The following is a 20,963-nucleotide window of genomic DNA, read 5'->3' as shown; positions in this document are numbered from 1 at the left end:
GAACCCATGGCAACGCTTGAAATCCACGACCTGCACGTCACCGTCGAGGCCGACAACGCCACGAAGGAGATCCTCAAGGGCGTCGACCTCACCGTGAAGCAGGGCGAGACCCACGCCATCATGGGCCCGAACGGCTCCGGCAAGTCGACCCTCGCCTACTCGCTCGCGGGTCACCCCAAGTACACGATCACCGGCGGCACCGTCACCCTCGACGGCGAGGACGTCCTGGAGATGTCCGTCGACGAGCGCGCCCGCGCCGGCCTGTTCCTCGCGATGCAGTACCCGGTCGAGGTCCCCGGCGTCTCCGTCTCCAACTTCCTTCGTACGTCCGCCACCGCGATCCGCGGTGAGGCGCCGAAGCTGCGTACGTGGGTGAAGGAGGTCAAGGAGACCATGGAGCGCCTCTCCATGGACCCGGCCTTCGCCGAGCGCAACGTCAACGAGGGCTTCTCCGGCGGTGAGAAGAAGCGCCACGAGATCCTTCAACTGGAGCTGCTCAAGCCGAAGATCGCGATCCTCGACGAGACCGACTCCGGCCTGGACGTCGACGCCCTGCGCGTCGTCTCCGAGGGCGTCAACCGCGTCCGCGAGAGCGGCGAGGTCGGCACCCTGCTGATCACGCACTACACGCGCATCCTGCGCTACATCAAGCCCGACTTCGTACACGTCTTCTCCGGCGGCAAGATCGTCGAGTCCGGCGGCGCCGAGCTCGCCGACAAGCTGGAGAACGAGGGCTACGAGGCCTACACCGTGAAGGGTGGCGTATCCGCGTGACGCAGTTGCCGGGCCTCCTCGACACCGAGGCGCTCCGCAAGGACTTCCCCATCCTGGACCGCACGGTCCACGACGGTAAGAAGCTCGTGTACCTGGACAACGCGGCGACCTCACAGAAGCCGCGCCAGGTGCTGGACGCCCTGAACGAGTACTACGAGCGCTACAACGCCAACGTCCACCGCGGTGTGCATGTGCTCGCCGAGGAGGCCACGGCGCTGTACGAGGGCGCGCGCGACAAGGTCGCGACGTTCATCAACGCGCCCAGCCGCGACGAGGTGATCTTCACCAAGAACGCCTCCGAGTCGCTCAACCTCGTGGCGAACATGCTGGGTTGGGCCGACGAGCCCTACCGCGTGGACCACGAGACCGAGATCGTCATCACGGAGATGGAGCACCACTCCAACATCGTGCCGTGGCAGTTGCTCTCGCAGCGCACGGGCGCGAAGCTGAAGTGGTTCGGCCTCACCGACGACGGCCGGCTGGACCTGTCGAACATAGACGAGATCATCACGGAGAAGACGAAGATCGTCTCCTTCGTGCTGGTGTCCAACATCCTGGGCACGGTCAACCCGGTCGAGAAGATCGTGCGCCGTGCGCAGGAGGTCGGGGCCCTGGTCCTGATCGACGCCTCGCAGGCCGCGCCGCACATGCCGCTGGACGTCCAGGCGCTCCAGGCCGACTTCGTGGCCTTCACCGGCCACAAGATGTGCGGCCCGACGGGCATCGGCGTCCTCTGGGGCCGCCAGGAGCTGCTGGAGGACCTGCCTCCGTTCCTCGGCGGCGGCGAGATGATCGAGACCGTGTCGATGCACTCGTCGACGTACGCCCCGGCGCCGCACAAGTTCGAGGCGGGCACCCCGCCGGTCGCGCAGGCGGTCGGACTGGGCGCGGCGATCGACTATCTGTCGGCCATCGGCATGGACAAGATCCTCGCCCATGAGCACGCGCTGACCGAGTACGCGGTGAAGCGCCTGCTGGACGTCCCCGACCTGAAGATCATCGGCCCCACCACGGCCGAGGACCGGGGCGCGGCGATCTCCTTCACGCTGGGCGACATCCACCCGCACGACGTGGGCCAGGTGCTGGACGAGGAAGGCATCGCGGTCCGGGTCGGCCACCACTGCGCGCGGCCCGTCTGCCTGCGCTACGGAATTCCTGCGACCACGCGAGCGTCGTTCTATCTGTACTCCACGCCGGCCGAGATCGACGCACTGGTCGACGGCTTGGAGCACGTACGGAACTTCTTCGGCTGAGGGACGTGAACTGAGACCGTGAAGCTGGATTCGATGTACCAGGAAGTCATCCTGGACCACTACAAGCACCCGCACGGGCGGGGCTTGCGGGATGGCGACGCCGAGGTGCACCACGTCAACCCGACGTGCGGCGACGAGATCACGCTGCGCGTGAAGTACGACGGTGAGCAGATCACGGACATCTCCTACGAGGGCCAGGGCTGCTCGATCAGCCAGGCATCGGCCTCCGTACTGAACGACCTCCTCGTCGGCAAGGAGCTGTCCGAGGCGCAGAAGATCCAGGAGACCTTCCTGGAGCTGATGCAGTCCAAGGGCCGGACCGAGCCCGACGACGCGATGGAGGAGGTGCTGGAGGACGCGATCGCGTTCGCCGGTGTCTCCAAGTACCCGGCACGGGTCAAGTGCGCCCTCCTCAGTTGGATGGCATGGAAGGACGCGACGGCCCAGGCCCTGGGCGGAGCCGACGCCGACGCGGAAAGGAAGACGGCATGAGCGACACCGAGACGATGGAGATCAAGCCCGCCTCCGAGGAGGAGGTCCGCGAGGCCCTGCTCGACGTGGTCGACCCCGAACTGGGTATCGACGTCGTCAACCTCGGCCTCATCTACGGCGTGCACATCGACGACGCGAACATCGCGACCATCGACATGACGCTGACCTCGGCGGCCTGCCCGCTGACGGACGTCATCGAGGACCAGGCCAAGTCCGCGACGGACGGCCTCGTCAACGAACTCCGCATCAACTGGGTGTGGATGCCGCCGTGGGGCCCGGACAAGATCACGGACGACGGCCGCGATCAGCTTCGGGCGCTGGGGTTCAACGTCTGAGTCCGAGCTGTCCGACACACCGGAAACGGCCATACCTTCGGGGTATGGCCGTTTCTTTGCATCACATCGTCATCGACACCCACGACCTTCCGGGGCTCGCCCGTTTCTGGTGCGGGGTGCTGGACTGGCGGGTGCTCTCCGAGAAGCCGCGTGAAGTGGTCATCGGACCCGACGAGTTCGCGGACACCGGCATCTGCTTCATGCCGGTGAGCGAGCCGAAGGGAACCAAGAACCGGCTGCACTTCGACCTCGCCCCCGACGACCAGGACGCCGAGGTCGAGCGGATCCTCGCGCTGGGTGCGCGGCGGGTCGATGTCGGGCAGGACAAGACCGTGGGCTGGGTGGTGCTCGCCGACCCCGAAGGCAACGAGTTCTGCGTCCTCCGGCCCAAGGCCTCGCTGATCGCCTTTCGAGATACCCGTGTCTGACTAACTGAGCCCGGCCACCAGCCGGAACGCCGAGTCCGACCGGAACAGGCTGCTGTTCTGGTAGCGGTCCAGCTTGAGCTGGAAGTTCTGGTGGCGGAGGTAGCGGCCCGGGTAGTTGACCGACTCCAGCATCACCGCGCCCGAGTAGGACGATGTGCGGGGGCAGAACGTGGCGTCCTTCTTGAAGAGAGGGGTGCCGTCGTTGCGTTCCGCGCGGAGGATGAAGTCGCGGTGGCGGAGGTAGCCGCCGTCGGCCGTCGCGAAGGAGTAACAGGAGCTGTTCGCAAGGCCCTTGACCACGGTGAAGGTGGCGGCGCGGCGGGCCGCGGTGGAGCTGACCGGGTTGAGCTTGACGAAGTCGCCGCTCACCTGCCAGTAGCGGTCCGGGTAGTTGACGGAGCGGACCGACTTCTGGTTGGCCGAGGAACTCGACGAGCCGGACGAACCTCCCGACGAACCTCCGGTGGAACCCCCTGCCGAACTCCCGTGAGATGAAGTCGACTTGGAGGGGGACGGCGCTTTCGCGGAAGGCGTGGCGCTGTCTCCCGCCGTGGCCGCCCCGGCCGATGCGCCGGACGCCTTCGCGGAGGCGGGCGTGTGCCCGTCGGCCGTGGGCGTGCCCTGCTTCGACGGTGAGGCGTAGGAGAGCAGGCCGGGGCCGTCCGCGCCGACGGGTGTCGTCGGGTCGGCGCGCTTCGTCCGTGATACGTCGTCAGATGACTTGTCCATCACGGCGATTGCCGCGACACAGGTGAGGACGGTGGTCAGGGCGAGCGCCCCGGCCAGCCAGAGCCGGCGGGTTCCGGGGGGCCGGGAGTTGTCGGGGGTCCAGCCGTTCTCCCAGGGGGAGTTGAGGGAAGGCGGGGGTGAACTGTCTGGCATGCGCTGTTCCTCCAGCGGAGCCCATGGCGACGGCCGTGACCGTGAGAGCCAGGTGTGTGAACGGTGAAACAGTAGTGGAGCGAGAGGGGTGTGAGCAGCCGTTTCAGTGAGCGGTTTCTATGAGATTTCGTTATGTACACTCGTACACATGGGATTCCTGATGCTCCTCACGGCGATCGCCGCGGAGGTGGGCGGCACCACCGCCATGAAGTTCAGCCACGGCTTCAGCCGGCTGTGGCCCTCGGTTTTCACGGTCCTCGGATACGTGCTCTCCTTCGCGCTGCTCGCGCAGACGCTGAAGTCCATGTCGGTGGGTACGGCCTATGCGATCTGGGCCGGCCTCGGCACCGCCGCCGTCGTGGGCATCGGGACGGTGTTCCTGGGCGAGGGGATGACCCTCGCGAAGGCCGCCGGCATCGCGCTGATCATCGTCGGGGTCGTGGTCCTCAACCTCGGCGGCGCGCACTGATGGCCCGGCGCTACGACCCCGAGCGGCGGCAGCGGATCATCGACGCGGCGATCCGGGTGGTCGGGGCGAAGGGCATCGCCGGCCTCAGCCACCGCTCCGTCGCCGCCGAGGCCGATGTGCCGCTCGGCTCGACGACGTACCACTTCACGACCCTCGACGAACTGATGGTCGCCGCACTGCGCCAGGCCAACGAGGGCTTCGCCAAGGTGATCGCCGCGCGGGGCGGCCTGGAGGACCCGCGTACCGACCTGGCCGGGGAACTCGCCGGGTGGATGGGGGAGTGGCTCGCGGGCGACCGCACCGGCGTCGAGTTGGAGTACGAGCTGTACCTGGCCGCCCTGCGCCGCCCCGCGCTGCGCCCCGTCGCCGACGAGTGGGCCCGGGATCTGGCCGAGCAACTCGCCCGGCGCACCGACCCGTTGACCGCGCGGGCGCTGGTCGCGCTGATGGACGGGATCTGTCTTCAGGTGCTGCTGACGGACACGGCCTACGACGAGGAGTTCGCGCGCGAGGTGCTGGGGCGGGTGATCCCGCGGCCGGCGGAGAGCTGAGGCGCTTGCCCCTGCCCCTCGTGCTCGCGTGGACTTGATGCCCCCGTGACCTCTCCGGCCCCATGAACTCTCCGACCCCCGTGAACTCTTTGGCCCCCACCGGGTAACAGCAGTCGACAGCACGGCGATCGGCAGAGACGAATCGGGGGAGTTCTGTGAGTGGACCACCGCCGGAGGCGGCGCGGGCCGGGGACGACGCGGAGGTCGTCGCCCGGTCGTTGGAGCAGCCGGAGCTGTTCGCCCTGCTCTACGACCGGTACGCGTCGGACATCCACCGGTTCGCCGCGCGGAGGTTGGGGGACGGCGCGGCCGACGACTCCCCCACGCTCGAATGCGCTCGCGCGGGGGGACCCCCATCGCGGACACCTTCCTCGCGGCGTTCCGCATCCGCTCGCGCTACGACCTGACACGCGCCAACGCGCGCCCCTGGCTGTACGGCATCGCGGGCAACCTGATCGGCAAGCAGCGCCGTACCGAAGTGCGGGCGCTCAAGGCGCTGGCCCGCACCGGGCATGACCCCGTCGCCGCGTCCTGGGGCGACTCCTGGGTCGAGGACACCGACAGCCGGATCGCCGCGCAGGGCCCGCTCGCCGGTGGCCTCGCCGCGCTGTCGGCCGGCGACCGGAACGTCCTGCTGCTCGTCGCCTGGGCCGACCTCACCTATCAGGAGGTCGCCGAGGCGCTGGACATCCCGGTCGGCACCGTCCGCTCCCGGCTCAACCGGGCGCGGCGCAAGGTGCGTTCGGCACTGGGCGCCGATCCCGCATTCGTGAACGACGCGGCGGAGGTGGCGTAGCGATGGACGAGATGACACGGGTGCGCGAACTGCGCGCCGAAGCACCGGCCCCCGACCGCGGACGGCTCGCGGCGGGGCGTACGCGGCTGACCGAGGCGGCACGGACCAAGGAACGGCGCCAAGGGCTGTGGCGGCGGCGGGAGTTCGTGATCGTCGCGGTCGTGGCCGCGGTCACCGCCGTGGCCGTCACCGTGACCGTGCTGCTGGACGGGACCGCCCCCGGCAGCCGGAAGGTGGAGCCCGCGGCCACGCCGAGCGTGCGCCTGAAGGGGCTGAGCGCGGCTCAACTCCTGGAGCGGGCGGCCGAGTTGGTCGAGAAGGAGCCGGACGCCGCCGTACCGAGGGCCGATCAGTGGATCTACACCCTGCAGATGTCGGAGTCGCCCGATCCGGGGCTCGTGAAGGTGCTGGGCAAGGCGGCGATCGAGCAACCGGGCTGGATCCGGTACGACGGCAGCGCGATGGCCTCCGAGAATCCTGTCCCCAAGGGGCAGAAGTCCAAGCTCTCCATCACCGAGATGCACCTGGAGAACGGGGGTGAGGGCGACGACCGCTCGCCGCGCGAGCTGTACCGGGTGCTGGACGCGCTGCCCGCCGGCGCGCAGCAGACCCTCACGTACCTCCGTGCGAAGAACGCCATCGTCGACGGCAAGGGGGTGCCCCAGGCCGAGTCGGACTACACGGAGATCAGTGTCCTGCTGACCGCCGACGTGATGCCGTCCAAGGGGCTGGCCTCGCTCTACCGCGCCCTCGCGACCCTGCCCGGCGGGACGGTCGCCGACCACCTGGTGAAGGACGCCTCGGGGCGCCGGGTGATCGCTCTGAGCTACGCCAGGGAGGACAACCCCAAGTCCGGTGAGTCCATGGCGGACCAGTGGCTGCTCGACCCGCAGACCTACCGGATCGTCGGCATGCGGATGGTCCAGGACGGCAAGGTCGTCGGCGGCAACGCGATCGCCGCGCGGGCGGTGGTGGACAAGGCCGGCGAACGCGGCTGACCCGGCACTCCGAGCACGGGCGGCCCGCACCACGAGGGGAGTGCGGGCCGCCCGAAACACCGCCGAGAGGCGTACGGGCGTGTCGTTCCCTGAGACGCCCCGCGGACGAGTTGGTCCCCGCCGCCCCCGCCAGGTTAGGTTTCCCTCATGACCGACACGACCGCACCTCGCACCACCGGCGCCGTTGCCGCCGGGCTCGCCACCGTCGCCGCCGACGGGACCGTTCTCGACACCTGGTTCCCCGCGCCCGAACTGTCCGCCGAACCCGGCCCCGCCGGCACCGAGCGGCTGTCCGCCGAGCGTGCCGTGGAACTGCTCGGTGCCGGCGCGGCCAAGGCGCTCGGCCCGGACGCCCGCCGGGGCGTCGAAGTGATCGCGGTCCGCACGGTCATCGCCTCCCTCGACGACAAGCCGCTCGACGCGCACGACGTCTACCTGCGCCTGCACCTCCTCTCGCACCGCCTGGTCAAGCCGCACGGCCAGAGCCTGGACGGCATGTTCGGCTTCCTCGCCAACGTCGCCTGGACCTCGCTCGGCCCGGTCGCCGTCGACGACGTCGAGAAGGTGCGGCTCAACGCGCGCGCCGAGGGCCTGCACCTCCAGGTCACCTCCATCGACAAGTTCCCGCGCATGACGGACTACGTGGCCCCCAAGGGCGTCCGCATCGCCGACGCCGACCGGGTCCGCCTGGGCGCGCACCTCGCCGAGGGCACGACGGTCATGCACGAGGGCTTCGTCAACTTCAACGCCGGCACGCTCGGCACGTCCATGGTCGAGGGCCGGATCTCCGCCGGCGTCGTGGTCGGCGACGGCTCGGACATCGGCGGCGGCGCGTCCACGATGGGCACGCTGTCGGGTGGCGGCAACGTCCGCATCACCATCGGCGAGCGCTGCCTGGTCGGCGCCGAGGCGGGCGTCGGCATCGCGCTCGGCGACGAGTGCGTCGTCGAGGCCGGCCTCTACGTCACCGCCGGCACCCGCGTCACCATGCCCGACGGCCAGATCGTCAAGGCCCGCGAACTCTCCGGCGCCTCCAACATCCTCTTCCGCCGCAACTCGGTCACCGGCACGGTCGAGGCCCGCCCGAACAACGCGGTCTGGGGCGGCTTGAACGAGATCCTGCACAGCCACAACTAGCAGTGCCGTGAAGTGACTTGAGCGCCCTTCCGCCTGCCGGGAGGGCGCTCACTCACGTCCGTACGGCCGCCGCGAACCCCGCCAGCACCGCGAAGTCCCCCTCCCGCAGCCCGAGTCGGGGATTCACGTGGTGCAGCAGGGCCGGTCCGGGATGGTGGACGCTCACGAAGTCACCGTCCGCCGCGCCCTGTTCGTCGTCCACCCAGGCGAACGGGCGGCCCTCGGCGTACGCCACGATCGCCTCCGTCTTCCAGTGGACCCCGTCGGGCCGCTCGGCGAACAGACGGTCGCCGAAGTCGACGTACGGCAGCTCGGGCAGGCCTACGACCGGGGCGATCCAGCGGTTCGCGGCGGCCATCCAGGTGGTCGCCCAGCACAGGTCGTAGTCGAGGCCGAGGAGCGCCGGGCCGTGCGCGGGGTTCAGCCAGACCCGGAGCGGGCGGCCCGGTCGCACGGCGGCCCTGATCGTCGTATAGCCCTCGGGGCGGCGCTCCGGCTGCGCCGCGTACGGATTGAGGGGCCCGTCGACGTCGAGGAACAGCAGGGGGCGGCGGCTCATATGGTCACCGTAGGACAGCGGTCGTGCGAGGTGGGCGGAATTTTTCTTGTCCCGACAGGCATAGCGGAAGCCGTCCGCGCGCGTCCCAGGGATCACAGGGGCGGGGCATCGGGTGCCGTCGGGGAAGTGAGTGAAGGTGACGATGGATGCCGAAGGGCTGGAAGGTTTCCGGGACTTCGTGGACAACAGGTCGTCGGCGCTGCTGAGGACCGCCGTGCTGCTCAGCGGGGGAGACCGGTACGCCGGTGAGGATCTGCTGCAGAACGCGTTGGCCAAGGCGGCCGGGCGGTGGGAGCGGATCGACGAACCCGAGGCGTATGTACGGCAGATCCTCTACCGCCAGCAGGTCAACCGGTGGCGGCTGAAGTGGCGAAGACGCGAACTGACCGTCGCCGAACCGCCGGAGACCCGCGCGCCCTCGGACGCCTCGGCCGCCGCCGAGCTGCGCGTCGTGATGCGCGAGGCGCTGTCCCGGCTCACCGCCCGCCAGCGCACCGTCCTGGTGCTGCGGTACTTCGAGGACCTGCCGGAGGCCGACGTGGCCCGGCTGCTGGGCTGTTCGGTCGGCACCGTGCGGTCCACCACCCACCGTTCCCTCGCCCGGCTGCGCGCCCTCGCGCCCGAACTGGCCGCCCTGGGCCCGGCCGACGCCGAACTCCGGTCGCCCCGTGACCACTCGCCCGTGGAGGTGCGCCCGTGAATGTCGACGATCTCCTGCGCGACACGTTGCGCGAGCAGGCCGCCGAACAGCCCCCGGCGGGACCGGGGTTCGCCGACTGGGTGCTCGCCGTCCGCCGGCGCCGCCGTACCCGAAGGCTCGTGACCGTCGTCGCAGCCACGGTCGCCGTGGTCGCCGTCGCGGTCGGCGTGCCCCTGCTCGACTCGGGGAAGAGCGACGTCCGTCCGTCGGGCGTCGTGGACGGGGACAAGGTGAGCGCCCACCCGAGCCAGTCGCCGCCGCACGAGCTGATCGCCGCCGGGAACACGGCACTTGCCGCCTACTACATCCCGACCACGGTCAAGAAATCGGCCACGGAAACCGTCTCCGAGCGCACCTACTGGCTGCTCGACCGGAAGACCGGCACCTATGTGAAGTCCCCGAAGTGGTCGATCGTCGCCGTCGCCCCGGGCCTGAAGACCGCCGCCGTCCTGGAACGGACCCTGCCCGCCTCCCGGATCGGCCTGCTCGACCTGGCCACCGGCGAGGTGAAGCGGTGGATCCAGGTCGGCCACAAGGTCGGCGGGCTGGCCTTCTCGGCCGACGGCCGGAAACTGGTCGCGACGACCTACACCCAGAACCCCGACGCGGACTTCCATCCGGCGGACCCCAACGCCGGGGAGCCCGAACGGCTGTCGAGCCGCACCGGTTTCTACGTCCTCGACGTGGCCTCCGGCAAGGGCACCTGGGGCGGGGTCGCGGTCGGCGGCCGGCGCGCGGACGGCCTGAGCACCTTCGTCAACAACCGCCAGGACTTCGCCCCCACCCCCGACGGCAGGTACGTCTGGGCCGGCGGCATCGCCTCCGACGAGGTCAACAAGCTGTTCTACGACTCCACGGGCGCCGAGGTCCCCGCACCGGAGAACGGCAGCAAGTACCTGCTCTCGTACGTCGACGCGGGGATGTCCCCCGACGGCAAGCGCGTCGCCGGTGACTTCGCGGGCCGGAAATGGACCACCTCGTCCTACGTCACCGACTCCGCCACCGGCGCGCAGACCGAGGTCCACGGACAGCAACTGCTCGCCTGGGCCGACGACAAGTCGCTCGTCGCCTGGGACGTCGGGAAGGGGGAGGGGGAGGGGAAGAGCGAGTTCCACCAGCGGCTCGTGCTGGTCACCATCGGCAGCGACAAGGAGGTACCGCTGAGCGGCTTCCGCAAGGGCACCGACGCCAGCGCCGGACGCTGGCAGCCCGTGTTCGCGCAGCGCTGAGCACCTCGGTCAGCCGGCCACGAACTCCTCGTACGCCGCCACCAGCCCGTCGACCGCCTCGCGGCCGGCGGGCAGCAGCGGTGCCCGGACCGAACCCCCGGGCAGGCCGAGGGAGTTGAGCAGCGCCTTGACCGTCACCGTGCCGGGCAGTCCCGCCGCCATCATCAACTCGACGAGCGGCGTGGCGCGTTGCTGGAGGCGGGCGGACACGGGGGTGTCGCCCGCCTCGAACGCGTCGAGGATCGCCCGGAGTCGAGCCGGGACGACGTTCGCGACCGTGCTCACATACCCCACCCCGCCCACCGCGTACAGCGCGAGGATGTGCTCGTCGCAGCCCGTGTAGTACGCCAAGTCGGTCCGGTCCAGCACCTTCTGGACGCCCAGGAAGTCGTAGGAACAGTCCTTGACCGCGACGATCCTGGGGTGCTCGGCGAGCCGGATCATCGTCTCCGGTTCGATACGGGTGCCGGTGCGGGCCGGGATGTCGTAGAGCATGAGGGGCAGTCCGGAGGCGTCGGCGACCTCGCGGAAGTGTGCCTCCAGGGCGTCCTGCGGAGGTCTGCTGTAGTACGGCGAGACCACCAACACCCCGTCCGCGCCCGCCTTTTCGGCCTGATGGGCGAGTTCCACGGTGTGCCGGGTGTCGAAGGTGCCGACGCCGGAGACGAGGGGGACACGGTCGCCGACCGCCTCGCGGACGGCCGTGACGAGCGCCGACTTCTCCGCGTCCGTCGTGGTCGGCGACTCACCGGTCGTCCCGGACAGCACGAGCCCGTCACACCCCTCCGACACCAGCCGCTCGGCGAGGAGTTGGGCACCGTCGAGGTCGAGTTCCCCCGTCTCGGTGAAGGGCGTGATCATCGCGCACAGGGCGCGGCCGAACGGGGGTGGGGCGGAGGCCGTGGCGTTCGTCATGGAAGGAGTCTCGGCAGAACAATCGTAAAGCTCCACTTAATTCTTCTACGGCATATCGGTAAGCAACGCTAATGCCGCGGAATGGTGGGGAGGCCGGAGGCCCTATGTCCAATTGACCCCCTCATGGGTCACCATGGCCAAGAAGGTCACCGACGTGGGAAGTTCATCCACCCCCTGGTCACGGGAGGCGTCATGAAGCTCGGCAAGGCACTGGCCACCGGAGTCGCCGAAGAGCGGCCGCAGATCCACGAGGAAGAGCTCGAACTCCCGGAGAGCATCGCGGAGTTCACGCAGGAGAAGGCGCCCGCAGAGGTCCCGGCCGCCCGATGAGACTGCGGCTCCCCGAGGAACGCCCGACGGAGCCGCCGACCGGATTCAAGATCGCCCACCCGGTGCTGTCCCAGGACGGCACCCGGGCCGGGTTCACCGGTGTGTCGCTGGGCGGCGCGCTGCCGTACGGAGTCGTGGCCGACGCGTCCTGCGTCTACGGCCGCCGCCACCGTTCGCCCGCGCGGCGCTGCGACTGCGGCTTCCACTGCGTGCACGAACGGGCAACCGCGGAAGCCCTGTTGTGCACCGCCGAGCACCGCGCGGCGGTCCTCCTCGACATCACCGTGCTCGGCGCCTACATCCGCTTCGAACTCGGCTTCCGCTACGCCCGCCAGCGCGTCCGCACCGCCACCGTCGGCCCCTGCGCCTGCGGCGCACGGGCCGTCGCCCTCGCCGACGCCGGTTGGGGCAGGCCCGGTTGGCGCGCCCTGACCGCCACGTGCGCGGGCTGCGTCCACGGCCGTACGTCCGTCTCGCTCGCCGCGTTCGCCCGGCTGGCCGGCGACGGGCTGCGGGTGGCGGCCGGGAGCGGCACGGAGACGATGACCGTCGATCCCGGAGTGCCCGAGGGGCTCGGTGTGCCCGAACTGGTCGCGGAGGCGGCCTTGTTGCAGGCGCGGCTCGACTGGTTCCAGAGCAGGTTGGCGCGCCTGGAAGGGGAGCAGTAGCCCGGGTCGGCGGCCCGGGGATGGCCTGCGGGTGGCGGCCGGGAGCGGCACGGAGACGGTGACCGTCGATCCCGGAGTGCCCGAGGGGCTCGGTGTGTCCGAACTGGTCGCGGAGGCGGCCTTGTTGCAGGCGCGGCTCGACTGGTTCCAGAGCCGGTTGGCGCGTCTGGAAGGGGGCACGGCGCAGCAGTAGCCCGGGCCTTGACCTCAACATCGGTCGAGGTTGAAGGCTGGTCGGCGTACCCACCCGTACCGATCAGCGGAGGTCCGCATGACCCGTCGTACCGACTCGCACCCCGACCTCGCCGACCCCCGCGTCGGCGCCCCCTTCTTCAGCACCTGGCGCGTCGGCACACCGCTGCGCCAGCGGCAGACCGTCGAGGCGGTCGCCGCCGCCTGGGAGCGCCGGCCCTGGCCCGCCGACGACCTCCTCGGCTATCACCTCTACACCGGGCACGACGCCTCGACCCTGCTGCACTACTCGCAGTGGGCGAGCGAGCAGGCCTACGAGGCGTTCGTCAGGACCCGCCGCCAGGAGCGGGTCGACGAGATCGACACCGCCGTGCCGGGCATCGAACGGATCGGTCTCGGCCGCTACCGGCACTACCGCGGCGGCGGCCCGGCGGACCGGGGCGGACGCGTCCCCGGGTGCGTCGTGATCGTCGACGTCGAGTTCGAAGGACCCGACCCCGACCGCCAACGGGCTTGGGTGGACGCGGTGTTCGAGGCGCTGGAGAACGAGCCCGCGCCGCACCCCGGCGGTATCGCCGCCCACTTCCACCTCTCCACCGACGGCACCCGCGTCCTCAACTACGCCGAGTGGGAGAGCGCCCAGGCCCACCTGGAAGCCCTCGCGGCACCCGGCGACGGCATCGGCTCCGCCACCGCGCACTGGGAACGCGTCCAGACCTGGCCCGGCCTGAAGAGCACCACGGTCAGCCGCTACGACCACGCGCTCGGGCTCGTCGCCGACTGATCGCGGGGTTCACGGCCGCGTGGCCTTCCGGAGGCCGGCTTCGGCGACGTGTCGCTGATACTCGGCCTCGGCAGCGGCGTCCAGGAAGGACACCTGCTGCCAGCGGACCCGGTCGTAGCCGTCGCTCCCGCGCCAGATCCGAACGATGCCGTGGAGCTGGTTCCAGTACTCCCTGATCATGGTGAGCCGCTGCTTCTCCCTGGCGATCCGCTCGCTCTCGGTCGGCGCGGGGGCGGGAGCCGGCGGCCGGGCCGAGGAGGTGGCGAGACGCGGCCTCATGGGGCCACGGATTTCACGTTCGATCTCCAGGACGAGGGCCGACACCGCCTCGGCGAGAGCCGCGGCCGTGCGGTGCTCCTCCGTGCCGTCGCCATGAGCGCGTTGCACCGATTCGAGACGCGGCACCAGAAAGTCGCAGATCGCCCAGGCGTCGTCCGTCGTGATGCCCGTGGCGAGGAGCGGCTTGTGCTCCGGATCGGTGCTCGTCACTGGGGTCCCCCTTCGTAGGACACGTCAAGAATGACGGACTCCAGCGACGACTCCCACCGACAACCTCACTCCCCTGGACAAAAAAAGTGTTCGGTGAGACGGTGTACGCATGCTGGACGTCACCGTGATCGAGGACCCCGAGGCCGCAGCCGTCTCGCTGGACCCCATAAGGGCCCGGCTGCTCGCCGAGCTGGGGGCGGGACCCGCGTCGGCCACCATGCTGGCCGGCAAGGTCGGACTGCCCCGGCAGAAGGTGAACTACCACCTCAAGGCGCTGGAGCGGCACGGCCTGGTCGAGCTGGCCGGGGAGCGGCGCAAGGGCAATGTCACCGAGCGGCTGATGCGGGCGACCGCCGCGTCGTACGTCATCTCGCCGCTCGCGCTCGCCGCCGTGCAGCCGGACCCGGACCGGTTCCGCGACCAGCTCTCCGCGCGCTGGCTGCTGGCGCTCGGCGCCCGGCTGGTGCGGGACGTCGGTTCGCTGATCACCGGGGCCACCAAGGCCCACCAGCGGCTCGCGACCTACGCGCTGGACGGCGAGGTGCGCTTCGCGTCCGCCGCCGACCGGGCCGCGTTCATCCAGGAACTGACCGCCGGGGTGAGCGCCCTCATCCGCAAGTACGACGCGGGAGAGGCGGAGGAGGGCCGCGACCACCGGATCGTGGTCGCCGTCCACCCCACGGTCAAGAAGCCATCCACCCCGGAACTGGACCAGTAGACCCAGTAGAACCAGTAGAACCAGTCAGTACTCAGGAGCCAGCCATGTCCAAGGAATTCGAGATCGTCTACGAGTTTGAGGTCGCCGCCACGCCGCAGCAGGTGTGGGACGCCGTCACGTCCGGTACGGGCGGCTGGCTGTGGCCGATGGAGTTCGACGGCGAGAAGCGCGTCGGGCCCTTCGGGTCGACCCTCACCACCTTCGACCCGCCGCACCGGATCACCGCCCGCACCGAGGACGTCGGCTTCCCGACCCAGAGCCTCAACCAGATCGACGAGACCATCGAGCCCCGCGACGATGGCCGGCGCGCCTGGGTGCGGTACGTGCACAGCGGGATCTTCACCGACGACTGGGACAACCAGTACGACGGCGCGCGCAAGCACAACGCCTTCTACATGCACACGCTGCGGGAGTACGTCGTCCATTTCGCGGGCCGCCCGGTCGCGTTCGCGACGCTCGACGGCCCCGACGCCTCAACCGCCGCCGACGCCTTCGGAGTTGTCGGCCGGGCGCTCGGCCTCGCGGACGACACCGAGCAAGGGACACGGGTCCGGGCCCGCGGTCCCGAGGGCCAACTCCTGGACGCCGTACTGGACTTCCGGGACCCGTACTTCATCGGACTGCGCACCGACAGCGCGCTGATCCGCTTCTTCGGGCGCAACCACTGGGGCGCCCCGGTCGGCATCAGCGTCCACGACTTCGCCCCGGACGCCGACGCCAAGACGAACGAACTCGCCTGGCGGAACTGGCTGGACGGGGCCTTCGCCTGACCTGGTGCAAGTCGGCGAGACCCCGTCCACCCCCCCGTGAGCCCCCCCGTGGCTCCCCGCGGGTGCTACGGCTGGAAGCGCAGCACCTGCGGGTCGTGGTCGCTGATCTGGTCGTTGAACTCCGAGTTGATGTGGACGCTGTCGTACTCGAAGCAGTCCTTGCGGATCGACGGGCTGATCAGGATCTGGTCCAGGACCTGCTCGTTGCCCTGGTAGTCGTACGTGTAACGCTCGTTCTTCGGCAGGGACTTGATCGCCGAGTACAGCTCGCCGTCGCCCTCGAGGATCTTCGCGGTGTCGGAGAACTCGAAGTCGTTCATGTCGCCGAGCGTGATCACGTCCGCGTTCTTCTGCGCGGCGAGGATCTCGTTGACGAAGGCGTTGACCGCCGTCGCCTGCGCGTGGCGCTGGGTCTCCGAGCTGCGGGTGACTGGCTGGTACTGCGCGGTCAGGGGCTGGTCGCCACCCTTGGAGATCAGGTGGTTGGCGATCACGAAGACCGTCTTGCCCTTGAACACGAACTCGCCCGCGAGCGGCTTGCGGCTCGCGCTCCAGGCCGCGTTGGCCGGGTCGATCCGGCCCGGGGACGCGGTCAGTTGGGCCTTGCCGTGCACCTTGGTGACACCGACGGCGGTCGTCGAGTCGCCGCCCGCGCGGTCGGTGAAGGAGACCCGCTCCGGGTTGAACAGGAACACCTGGCGGATGTTGCCGCCGGGCTCGCCGCCGTCCTGGTCGTTGACCGGGTTGATCGAGCGCCAGTCGTACGTCGGGCCGCCGGCCGCGACGATCGCGTCGATCAGCTTGTTGACCGTGACGCTCGCGTCGACCGTGCCGTCGTCCGTCGCACCGTTGTTGTCCTGGATCTCCTCCAGGGACACGATGTCGGGGGACTGGAGGTTGTTCACGATCGCGGCGGCGTGCGCGGCGAAGGTGCCGTCCGACGGGTCGAGGTTCTCGACGTTGTACGTCGCGACCGCCAGTTCGCCGCGCGACTGCTTCTGCGTGGTCTCGCGCTTCAGACCGGCGCTCTTCACGGTGCCGATCTCGTTCGCGACGAGGGTGTAGCCGCCGTACTGGTTGAAGTCCAGCGGGCCGGCCGTGGTGCCGGTGAGCTTGTCGCCGACGTTGACGACCGGGAAGTCCGCCGTCGCGCCCAGGGACTGGATCTGGAGGCGCCCGCCGTTCTGCTGGTCGTAGGAGCCGTAGACCGTGCCACCGCGCTTGGTGGCGTTCTCGTGCGGCTTCACCGTGACCCACAGCTCCGCGTACGGGTCGGTCGCGGTGACCACGCGTGCGTCGGAGACCTGGACGTTCATGCCCTCGAGGGACTCGTAGTAGTCCAGGGCGTACTTCTTCGGCTGGAGCGCCAGCGCGTTGATCGAGTTGCTCGCGGCGGTGTCACCGGCCTGGGTGTACGTGCTCGGCACGGACCGGTCGCTGATCACCGTGGCGGCCGGTACGGCGTTGCCGCTGGAGACGACGGTGACCGTCGGCTTGGTGATCTCGGTCAGCGACTGGTTGCCCGTCGCGGCGCCGCCCGGCACGTACTCGGAGACCGTGCCGGAGACGGTGACCGAGTCGCCGACGGCGACCTTCGGCGTGGAGCTGGTGAAGACGAAGACGCCCTCACTGGTGGCCGGGTTGTCGTCCGGGGTCGCGTCCTGGAACCAGAACCCCTTGGACGAGCCGTAGGTGCGGACGCCCGTGACGATGCCCGGTACGTCCGCGACCTTCTGGCCGGCGTACGGGGACACCCGGGTCGTGCCCTGGATGTCGTGGATGCGCACACCGTCGGCGTGCGCGGGCGAGGTGAGAACGATCGTGGACGCCACGGAACAGACGGCGGCGACGGTCAGCGCGGCAAGGCGCGCGGAGGACTTGCTCGGCAACGGGATCCCTCCGGGGACATGCATGAGTGCCGGGACGAGGGTGGATGAAGCTGGTGCAGCGGCGGTGGGAGCCGCGACCGGTGGGGCGGAGGCGACGCGCGTAGAACATACCTGGATCGGGTGTCCATGACATTTCTACGCGCGTCAATCTCATTGCGGGGCCGCTCAGTTGTCAAGGTTTCAGCCATGTACGCGTGGTGGCCGGGACGTGAACCGGGCGGCATGGGTCGAAATCCGTCTAGGCTGAGCGGCTGAGTCGTGTGTCGTGAACGGCCGTCGTACGGCCATCGAGGCGCCCTAGGAGAACCCGCCGATGTCAGACAGCTCCCCCCTGCCGCCGGTGCGGCTGCACTCCGAAGCGGAGCTGGCGCGCGACGCGCTGTCCACCCCCCTGCTCGCCCGGGCCGCACAGCTCGCCCGCTGGGCAGGACCCGACACCCGGATCGACGCCGGTGGCGGGCTTGTCGACGAGCAACTGCCCGCCGCCGCCGAGCGCCTCGGACTCACCGGCGACGACGCCGCGGCCGACGCGAGCGAGGCCTGGCGGGTCGCCGTGGACACCGGGCTCGTCGAGATCGTCGACGAGGAGGAAGGCATCGTGGCGGCCGGCGAGGAGCTGGCGCTGCTCACCTCCGGCTCCCCGAACGACGTGCTCGCGATCTGGCTCGGCGCCCTCGACACCCTCCTCGCGGACGCGAGCGTGCCCGATCTGGACGGTCTTGTCGACGCCGTGGACGAGGGTGGCGAGGTCGATTTCTCGTCACTCGACTGGGACCCCGAGGCGGAGGCCGAGTTCCTCGACGGCGTCCTCGGCAACCTCTATCTGCTGACCGTCAACGAGGACGGCCCCGGCGACGGCCCCGTCCCGCTGCCCGCGCTGGCCGCGTCCATGATCGTGCCCAGCGACATGGGCGAGCCCACCAACGACGTACTGGAACAGGTCTCCGACGCGATGATGCGCCTCGACGACCAGTTCCGGCTCCTCGAACCGGTCGGCATCGTCGAGTACCAGCCCGTCGACGAGGCCCTGATGGCCGACCTCGACGAGCCGGCGGACGGACCCGCCGCCCCCGTCGACGAGACCGACGTCACCCGCTACGGCATGGTCCGGCTCACCCCGCTCGGCCTGTACGGCCTGCGCGCCCGCCTCCTCGAAGCCGGCTTCGCCGCCCCCGCCGTGGGAGAACTCGCGGACAAGGGCGCGGACGCGCTGCTCGACGGGACCTCCAGGTTCCCGCAGGGGGCCGCGCGGGCCGAGACCGAGCAGTGGCTGGCCGGTCGTGAACCCCTCGCCGCCGCACGGGAGTTGCTCGCCGCGGCCCGTGGCGGCGACACCGGCGCGCCGCTCCGACGGCTGCTCTGCCAGCAGGCGCTCTCCCTCGTCGGCGGCGAGGCCGAACCCGCGCTGCGCGAGGTGCTCGACGACCCCGAACTGGGCGGCCTCGCCCGCGTCTGGCTGAGCGAACAGGGCGCGAGCGACGTCCCCGCGCCCTCCGAGGAACTGGTGTTCTGGCTGACCGTCGACACGGTCGCCGCGCAACTGGCCGCCGAGGGCAACTCCGAGGAGCTCCAGGCCCTGGTGGAGGGCCTGGCCCAGCAGCACAACGGATTCTTCGCGGCGGCCTGGCGGGTCGACCACCCGGCGACCGCGGACGTCCTGGAGGCGATGGGCCGGCTGCACCCGGACAAGCGGATCGCGAAGGAAGCACGGAAGGCGGCCTTCAAGGCGCGTTCCCAGCAAGGGAGTTGACGCAGCAAGTCGGGGTGTGGGGAGGCCGGCCTCCCCACACCCCGACGGTTCACCGCCTCAGCAGTGGTAGTTCGTCGTGTGCTTGAACGACGAGGTGTCCCCGTTGAAGCCGTACGTGCCCCGGTAGGCCGGCGGGTTCTGGAACTCGCCTACGAGGGTCATCGCGTTGGCGTACGCGCCCTGGCCGGTGCGCTTCGCGTCGAGACGGATCGTCTCGCCCATGAAGCCGCCCGTGATGTCCCAGGGGGCGCCGCTGATACCGGAGGTGATCTGGCCGCCGGTCACGACGTGCGGATAGGTGTTGGGGTTGTACCGCACCTCGATGGCGAAGGTCATCGCCCCGTTGTGCAGCTCCAGTTGGGCGGTGGCGGAGACCGCCTCGGCGGCCATGTCCTGCTGGGAGGCGAACGCCTCGTCACGCGTCTTGACTTCCGCGCCCTGGGGATTGTGGAAGCGGTGCTCGGAGCCGGCGTGGCTCTTCTGCCGCTTGGCCTGCGTGGTCATGCTGATTCCCTCTTCCGGTACGGCTGTTGAGTGACCGTTACGGGTTTCGACCGACCCTCAGGCCAGTTGCTCGGCGATCTCCACCCGCAGCAGTGCGCGGACGTTCTCGATGTGGTTGGCCACGGTGACGACCGAGGAGCCCGCGAAGAGCAGACCGGTCGCGACGTTGTCGAGGGAGGTCACCAGCGAACCGGAGTCGCCGCCCGCCGAGATGCTCGTCGTCAGCACCTGGTCCTTGAACCGGGCCGTGCCCGCCGTGCCGTAGCCGACGTCGATCGTGACATCGGTCGCGATGATCCGGCCGAAGCTGATGTTCGTCGTACGGCCGGTCTTCTTCACCAGGTCGCCGACCGAGACGTTGGCCTTGCGCCGCCAGGCGCGCGGCGCACCGCTGAAGTGCTGCTCACGGGTGGCGTCCTGGAAGTCCACGGCGCCGAGTGCGCAGTCCACCACGTTGTTGTGGCGTTCCACCGGGGTCTGCGGCGCGAACTGGATCGGGATGAACCGCTCCAGGGTCGCGATGCGGTCGTCCGGGTCCGTGCCGCCGTCGTACGCGCCGGGCTGCAGGATCGGGCTGCCCAGTTGGGCACGGTTGCAGTCGGCCAGCACATGGTTGTTGGAGAGGATGTAGAACCTCGCCGGAGTGCCGAGGCCGGGACCGGGCGGGTCCACGGAGGCGCCCGGCAGGAAGTCGTACACCACGCTGCCCAGGGTGCCCGCGGTCACCCGTACGTTGCCGACCGAGACGCCGGAGGGCGACGGACGCATACGGCGCCTGAGCTGCTGCGGCTCGAACTGTCCGAGCCCGCCGCGCTCCTCCAGCAACGGCTGCGCGAGACCGGCGAGTTGCTCGGCCGTGCTGCCGTCGCTCCGGTAGGAGGCGCGGTCCTCGGAGCGGCCCGAGGTCCTGCGTTGCTGCTGCTGACGCTGCGCGGCGACATGACCGACCGCGACGACGTCGGTGGGGGTGCCGTCGTCCATCGTCCGCGGGATGACATCCCGCTCGGGGAGCTGGGACTCCGGCACCTTCTGGGTCACGAACACCAGCACGGCCGCCTCGCCCGTGGCCTGTCCGTCGATCCACTTCACGCCGTGGCCGAAGCCGACGACGTTGGCCAGCGGCGACTGCGGCCGCAGGAAGTCTGAATTCGCTTGCTGGCGGGAGCTGTCACTCAGCTGACCACCAGTCGGTCCTCGCATCATCTCGGGCTGGCTCACGCCAGACCACCTCATCAGATTACGGCTCTTGGTCCCTTATGGCTGCGGCGATCGCGCCTTCTCGAAAGGGCCGTTCAAGGGGCACTTCCCGCCCACACGGGCCGGCTTCGTGAGCCGGCCTCCGGCGGTGTGC

25 protein-coding genes and 1 pseudogene are annotated in these 20,963 nt (G+C 70.0%); 19 read left to right on the top strand and 7 right to left on the bottom strand.

All coding sequences use genetic code 11. The features are described from left to right. Positions 1-6 precede the first annotated feature (6 nt). The 5 genes from sufC to OG223_RS14120 are packed head-to-tail and all read left to right on the top strand — an operon-like array spanning position 7 to position 3,282. A complete protein-coding gene (sufC, locus tag OG223_RS14140) occupies positions 7-774 on the top strand; it encodes a Fe-S cluster assembly ATPase SufC (RefSeq protein ID WP_329247381.1) in 768 nt (255 codons plus the stop codon). Then, positions 771-2,027, top strand: a complete 1,257-nt coding sequence (locus OG223_RS14135; RefSeq protein WP_329247378.1) for a cysteine desulfurase — start codon at positions 771-773, stop codon at positions 2,025-2,027. Before sufC ends, OG223_RS14135 begins: the two co-directional genes overlap by 4 nt. An 18-nt stretch (positions 2,028-2,045) precedes the next feature. Continuing rightward, a complete protein-coding gene (gene sufU / locus OG223_RS14130; protein ID WP_329247375.1) occupies positions 2,046-2,519 on the top strand; it encodes a Fe-S cluster assembly sulfur transfer protein SufU in 474 nt (157 codons plus the stop codon). Next, positions 2,516-2,854: a metal-sulfur cluster assembly factor gene (locus tag OG223_RS14125; RefSeq protein WP_019060535.1), complete on the top strand. Its 339-nt coding sequence runs from the start codon at positions 2,516-2,518 to the stop codon at positions 2,852-2,854. The genes sufU and OG223_RS14125 overlap by 4 nt, the downstream gene beginning before the upstream one ends. A gap of 44 nt (positions 2,855-2,898) precedes the next feature. Beyond that, positions 2,899-3,282, top strand: a complete 384-nt coding sequence (locus tag OG223_RS14120) for a VOC family protein (RefSeq protein ID WP_329247374.1) — start codon at positions 2,899-2,901, stop codon at positions 3,280-3,282. On the opposite strand, the gene OG223_RS14115 is transcribed toward OG223_RS14120, so the two are convergent. Then, positions 3,283-4,164 carry an AbfB domain-containing protein gene (locus tag OG223_RS14115; protein WP_329247372.1) on the bottom strand — a complete coding sequence of 294 codons (882 nt, stop codon included), beginning with the start codon at positions 4,162-4,164 and terminating at the stop codon, positions 3,283-3,285. It lies immediately after the preceding gene. Between the two features lie 148 nt (positions 4,165-4,312). On the opposite strand from OG223_RS14115, the gene OG223_RS14110 reads away from it, so the two are divergent. The 5 genes and pseudogenes from OG223_RS14110 (at position 4,313) to dapD (ending at position 8,115) form a co-directional block, all read left to right on the top strand. Continuing rightward, positions 4,313-4,633: a DMT family transporter gene (locus tag OG223_RS14110; RefSeq protein ID WP_329247370.1), complete on the top strand. Its 321-nt coding sequence runs from the start codon at positions 4,313-4,315 to the stop codon at positions 4,631-4,633. Next, entirely contained in the window at positions 4,633-5,184 is a 552-nt protein-coding gene (locus tag OG223_RS14105; RefSeq protein WP_329247367.1) for a TetR/AcrR family transcriptional regulator, read from the top strand. The genes OG223_RS14110 and OG223_RS14105 overlap by 1 nt, the downstream gene beginning before the upstream one ends. Positions 5,185-5,339: 155 nt before the next feature. Beyond that, positions 5,340-5,980: pseudogene (locus OG223_RS14100) on the top strand (RNA polymerase sigma factor). A 2-nt stretch (positions 5,981-5,982) separates the two neighbouring features. Continuing rightward, positions 5,983-6,978, top strand: a complete 996-nt coding sequence (locus OG223_RS14095; protein ID WP_329247364.1) for a CU044_5270 family protein — start codon at positions 5,983-5,985, stop codon at positions 6,976-6,978. Positions 6,979-7,125: 147 nt separating this feature from the next. Then, on the top strand, positions 7,126-8,115 hold the full coding sequence (gene dapD, locus OG223_RS14090) for a 2,3,4,5-tetrahydropyridine-2,6-dicarboxylate N-succinyltransferase (protein WP_329247361.1): 990 nt from the start codon (positions 7,126-7,128) through the stop codon (positions 8,113-8,115). 52 nt (positions 8,116-8,167) lie between these two features. Here the strand turns inward: dapD and OG223_RS14085 are convergent, their stop codons facing one another. Continuing rightward, positions 8,168-8,674, bottom strand: a complete 507-nt coding sequence (locus tag OG223_RS14085) for a hypothetical protein (protein ID WP_329247358.1) — start codon at positions 8,672-8,674, stop codon at positions 8,168-8,170. A gap of 142 nt (positions 8,675-8,816) precedes the next feature. On the opposite strand from OG223_RS14085, the gene OG223_RS14080 reads away from it, so the two are divergent. Together OG223_RS14080 and OG223_RS14075 are read left to right on the top strand one after the other, a co-directional pair. Next, positions 8,817-9,374, top strand: a complete 558-nt coding sequence (locus OG223_RS14080; protein WP_329247356.1) for a SigE family RNA polymerase sigma factor — start codon at positions 8,817-8,819, stop codon at positions 9,372-9,374. Next, positions 9,371-10,603 (top strand): WD40 repeat domain-containing protein, encoded by a 1,233-nt coding sequence (locus OG223_RS14075; RefSeq protein ID WP_329247353.1) that lies wholly within the window; start codon positions 9,371-9,373, stop codon positions 10,601-10,603. The genes OG223_RS14080 and OG223_RS14075 overlap by 4 nt, the downstream gene beginning before the upstream one ends. 9 nt (positions 10,604-10,612) lie before the next feature. Here the strand turns inward: OG223_RS14075 and dapA are convergent, their stop codons facing one another. Continuing rightward, a complete protein-coding gene (gene dapA / locus OG223_RS14070; protein ID WP_329247350.1) occupies positions 10,613-11,518 on the bottom strand; it encodes a 4-hydroxy-tetrahydrodipicolinate synthase in 906 nt (301 codons plus the stop codon). Positions 11,519-11,710: 192 nt separating this feature from the next. Here dapA and OG223_RS14065 point away from each other — a divergent pair, with 192 nt between their 5' ends. From OG223_RS14065 to OG223_RS14050, 4 genes are all read left to right on the top strand, one after another. After that, on the top strand, positions 11,711-11,848 hold the full coding sequence (locus tag OG223_RS14065; RefSeq protein WP_329247348.1) for a hypothetical protein: 138 nt from the start codon (positions 11,711-11,713) through the stop codon (positions 11,846-11,848). Next, a complete protein-coding gene (locus tag OG223_RS14060; RefSeq protein WP_329247345.1) occupies positions 11,845-12,516 on the top strand; it encodes a hypothetical protein in 672 nt (223 codons plus the stop codon). The genes OG223_RS14065 and OG223_RS14060 overlap by 4 nt, the downstream gene beginning before the upstream one ends. Positions 12,517-12,547: 31 nt before the next feature. Further along, a complete protein-coding gene (locus OG223_RS14055; RefSeq protein ID WP_329247342.1) occupies positions 12,548-12,709 on the top strand; it encodes a hypothetical protein in 162 nt (53 codons plus the stop codon). Between the two features lie 78 nt (positions 12,710-12,787). Further along, positions 12,788-13,492 (top strand): antibiotic biosynthesis monooxygenase, encoded by a 705-nt coding sequence (locus OG223_RS14050; protein ID WP_329247339.1) that lies wholly within the window; start codon positions 12,788-12,790, stop codon positions 13,490-13,492. Positions 13,493-13,501: 9 nt separating this feature from the next. Here the strand turns inward: OG223_RS14050 and OG223_RS14045 are convergent, their stop codons facing one another. Further along, positions 13,502-13,981 carry a hypothetical protein gene (locus OG223_RS14045; RefSeq protein ID WP_329247336.1) on the bottom strand — a complete coding sequence of 160 codons (480 nt, stop codon included), beginning with the start codon at positions 13,979-13,981 and terminating at the stop codon, positions 13,502-13,504. Between the two features lie 109 nt (positions 13,982-14,090). Between OG223_RS14045 and OG223_RS14040 the strand changes: the two genes are divergently transcribed. Continuing rightward, positions 14,091-14,699, top strand: a complete 609-nt coding sequence (locus OG223_RS14040; protein ID WP_329247334.1) for an ArsR/SmtB family transcription factor — start codon at positions 14,091-14,093, stop codon at positions 14,697-14,699. A gap of 44 nt (positions 14,700-14,743) precedes the next feature. Continuing rightward, entirely contained in the window at positions 14,744-15,469 is a 726-nt protein-coding gene (locus OG223_RS14035; protein ID WP_329247331.1) for an SRPBCC family protein, read from the top strand. A 65-nt stretch (positions 15,470-15,534) separates the two neighbouring features. On the opposite strand, the gene OG223_RS14030 is transcribed toward OG223_RS14035, so the two are convergent. Continuing rightward, a complete protein-coding gene (locus OG223_RS14030; protein ID WP_329247328.1) occupies positions 15,535-17,358 on the bottom strand; it encodes an endonuclease/exonuclease/phosphatase family protein in 1,824 nt (607 codons plus the stop codon). A gap of 313 nt (positions 17,359-17,671) precedes the next feature. Here OG223_RS14030 and OG223_RS14025 point away from each other — a divergent pair, with 313 nt between their 5' ends. Further along, positions 17,672-19,108, top strand: a complete 1,437-nt coding sequence (locus OG223_RS14025) for a hypothetical protein (protein ID WP_329247327.1) — start codon at positions 17,672-17,674, stop codon at positions 19,106-19,108. A 57-nt stretch (positions 19,109-19,165) separates the two neighbouring features. Here the strand turns inward: OG223_RS14025 and OG223_RS14020 are convergent, their stop codons facing one another. Together OG223_RS14020 and OG223_RS14015 are read right to left on the bottom strand one after the other, a co-directional pair. Then, a complete protein-coding gene (locus tag OG223_RS14020; RefSeq protein WP_329247324.1) occupies positions 19,166-19,612 on the bottom strand; it encodes a hypothetical protein in 447 nt (148 codons plus the stop codon). 57 nt (positions 19,613-19,669) lie between these two features. After that, on the bottom strand, positions 19,670-20,830 hold the full coding sequence (locus OG223_RS14015) for a hypothetical protein (RefSeq protein WP_329247321.1): 1,161 nt from the start codon (positions 20,828-20,830) through the stop codon (positions 19,670-19,672). Positions 20,831-20,963: the final 133 nt, after the last annotated feature.

Origin of the sequence: Streptomyces sp. NBC_01478 (assembly GCF_036227225.1) — a bacterium.
In the GTDB taxonomy this organism is placed as follows: Bacteria; Actinomycetota; Actinomycetes; order Streptomycetales; family Streptomycetaceae; genus Streptomyces.
Note: the sequence above shows the minus strand (reverse complement) of the source record. Positions and strands in the feature narration are given on the sequence as shown.

Bases quoted from the DNA above. Each gene is read 5' to 3' on its own strand.
- OG223_RS14040 (WP_329247334.1), top strand. From the start codon at position 14,091: ATGCTGGACGTCACCGTGATCGAGGACCCCGAGGCCGCAGCCGTCTCG.
- OG223_RS14115 (WP_329247372.1), bottom strand. From the start codon at position 4,164: ATGCCAGACAGTTCACCCCCGCCTTCCCTCAACTCCCCCTGGGAGAAC.
- OG223_RS14105 (WP_329247367.1), top strand. From the start codon at position 4,633: ATGGCCCGGCGCTACGACCCCGAGCGGCGGCAGCGGATCATCGACGCG.
- OG223_RS14060 (WP_329247345.1), top strand. From the start codon at position 11,845: ATGAGACTGCGGCTCCCCGAGGAACGCCCGACGGAGCCGCCGACCGGA.
- dapD (WP_329247361.1), top strand. From the start codon at position 7,126: ATGACCGACACGACCGCACCTCGCACCACCGGCGCCGTTGCCGCCGGG.
- OG223_RS14020 (WP_329247324.1), bottom strand. From the start codon at position 19,612: ATGACCACGCAGGCCAAGCGGCAGAAGAGCCACGCCGGCTCCGAGCAC.
- sufC (WP_329247381.1), top strand. From the start codon at position 7: ATGGCAACGCTTGAAATCCACGACCTGCACGTCACCGTCGAGGCCGAC.
- OG223_RS14065 (WP_329247348.1), top strand. From the start codon at position 11,711: ATGAAGCTCGGCAAGGCACTGGCCACCGGAGTCGCCGAAGAGCGGCCG.
- OG223_RS14125 (WP_019060535.1), top strand. From the start codon at position 2,516: ATGAGCGACACCGAGACGATGGAGATCAAGCCCGCCTCCGAGGAGGAG.
- OG223_RS14025 (WP_329247327.1), top strand. From the start codon at position 17,672: ATGTCAGACAGCTCCCCCCTGCCGCCGGTGCGGCTGCACTCCGAAGCG.
- OG223_RS14050 (WP_329247339.1), top strand. From the start codon at position 12,788: ATGACCCGTCGTACCGACTCGCACCCCGACCTCGCCGACCCCCGCGTC.
- OG223_RS14035 (WP_329247331.1), top strand. From the start codon at position 14,744: ATGTCCAAGGAATTCGAGATCGTCTACGAGTTTGAGGTCGCCGCCACG.
- OG223_RS14110 (WP_329247370.1), top strand. From the start codon at position 4,313: ATGGGATTCCTGATGCTCCTCACGGCGATCGCCGCGGAGGTGGGCGGC.
- OG223_RS14080 (WP_329247356.1), top strand. From the start codon at position 8,817: ATGGATGCCGAAGGGCTGGAAGGTTTCCGGGACTTCGTGGACAACAGG.
- OG223_RS14095 (WP_329247364.1), top strand. From the start codon at position 5,983: ATGGACGAGATGACACGGGTGCGCGAACTGCGCGCCGAAGCACCGGCC.
- OG223_RS14085 (WP_329247358.1), bottom strand. From the start codon at position 8,674: ATGAGCCGCCGCCCCCTGCTGTTCCTCGACGTCGACGGGCCCCTCAAT.
- dapA (WP_329247350.1), bottom strand. From the start codon at position 11,518: ATGACGAACGCCACGGCCTCCGCCCCACCCCCGTTCGGCCGCGCCCTG.
- OG223_RS14120 (WP_329247374.1), top strand. From the start codon at position 2,899: ATGGCCGTTTCTTTGCATCACATCGTCATCGACACCCACGACCTTCCG.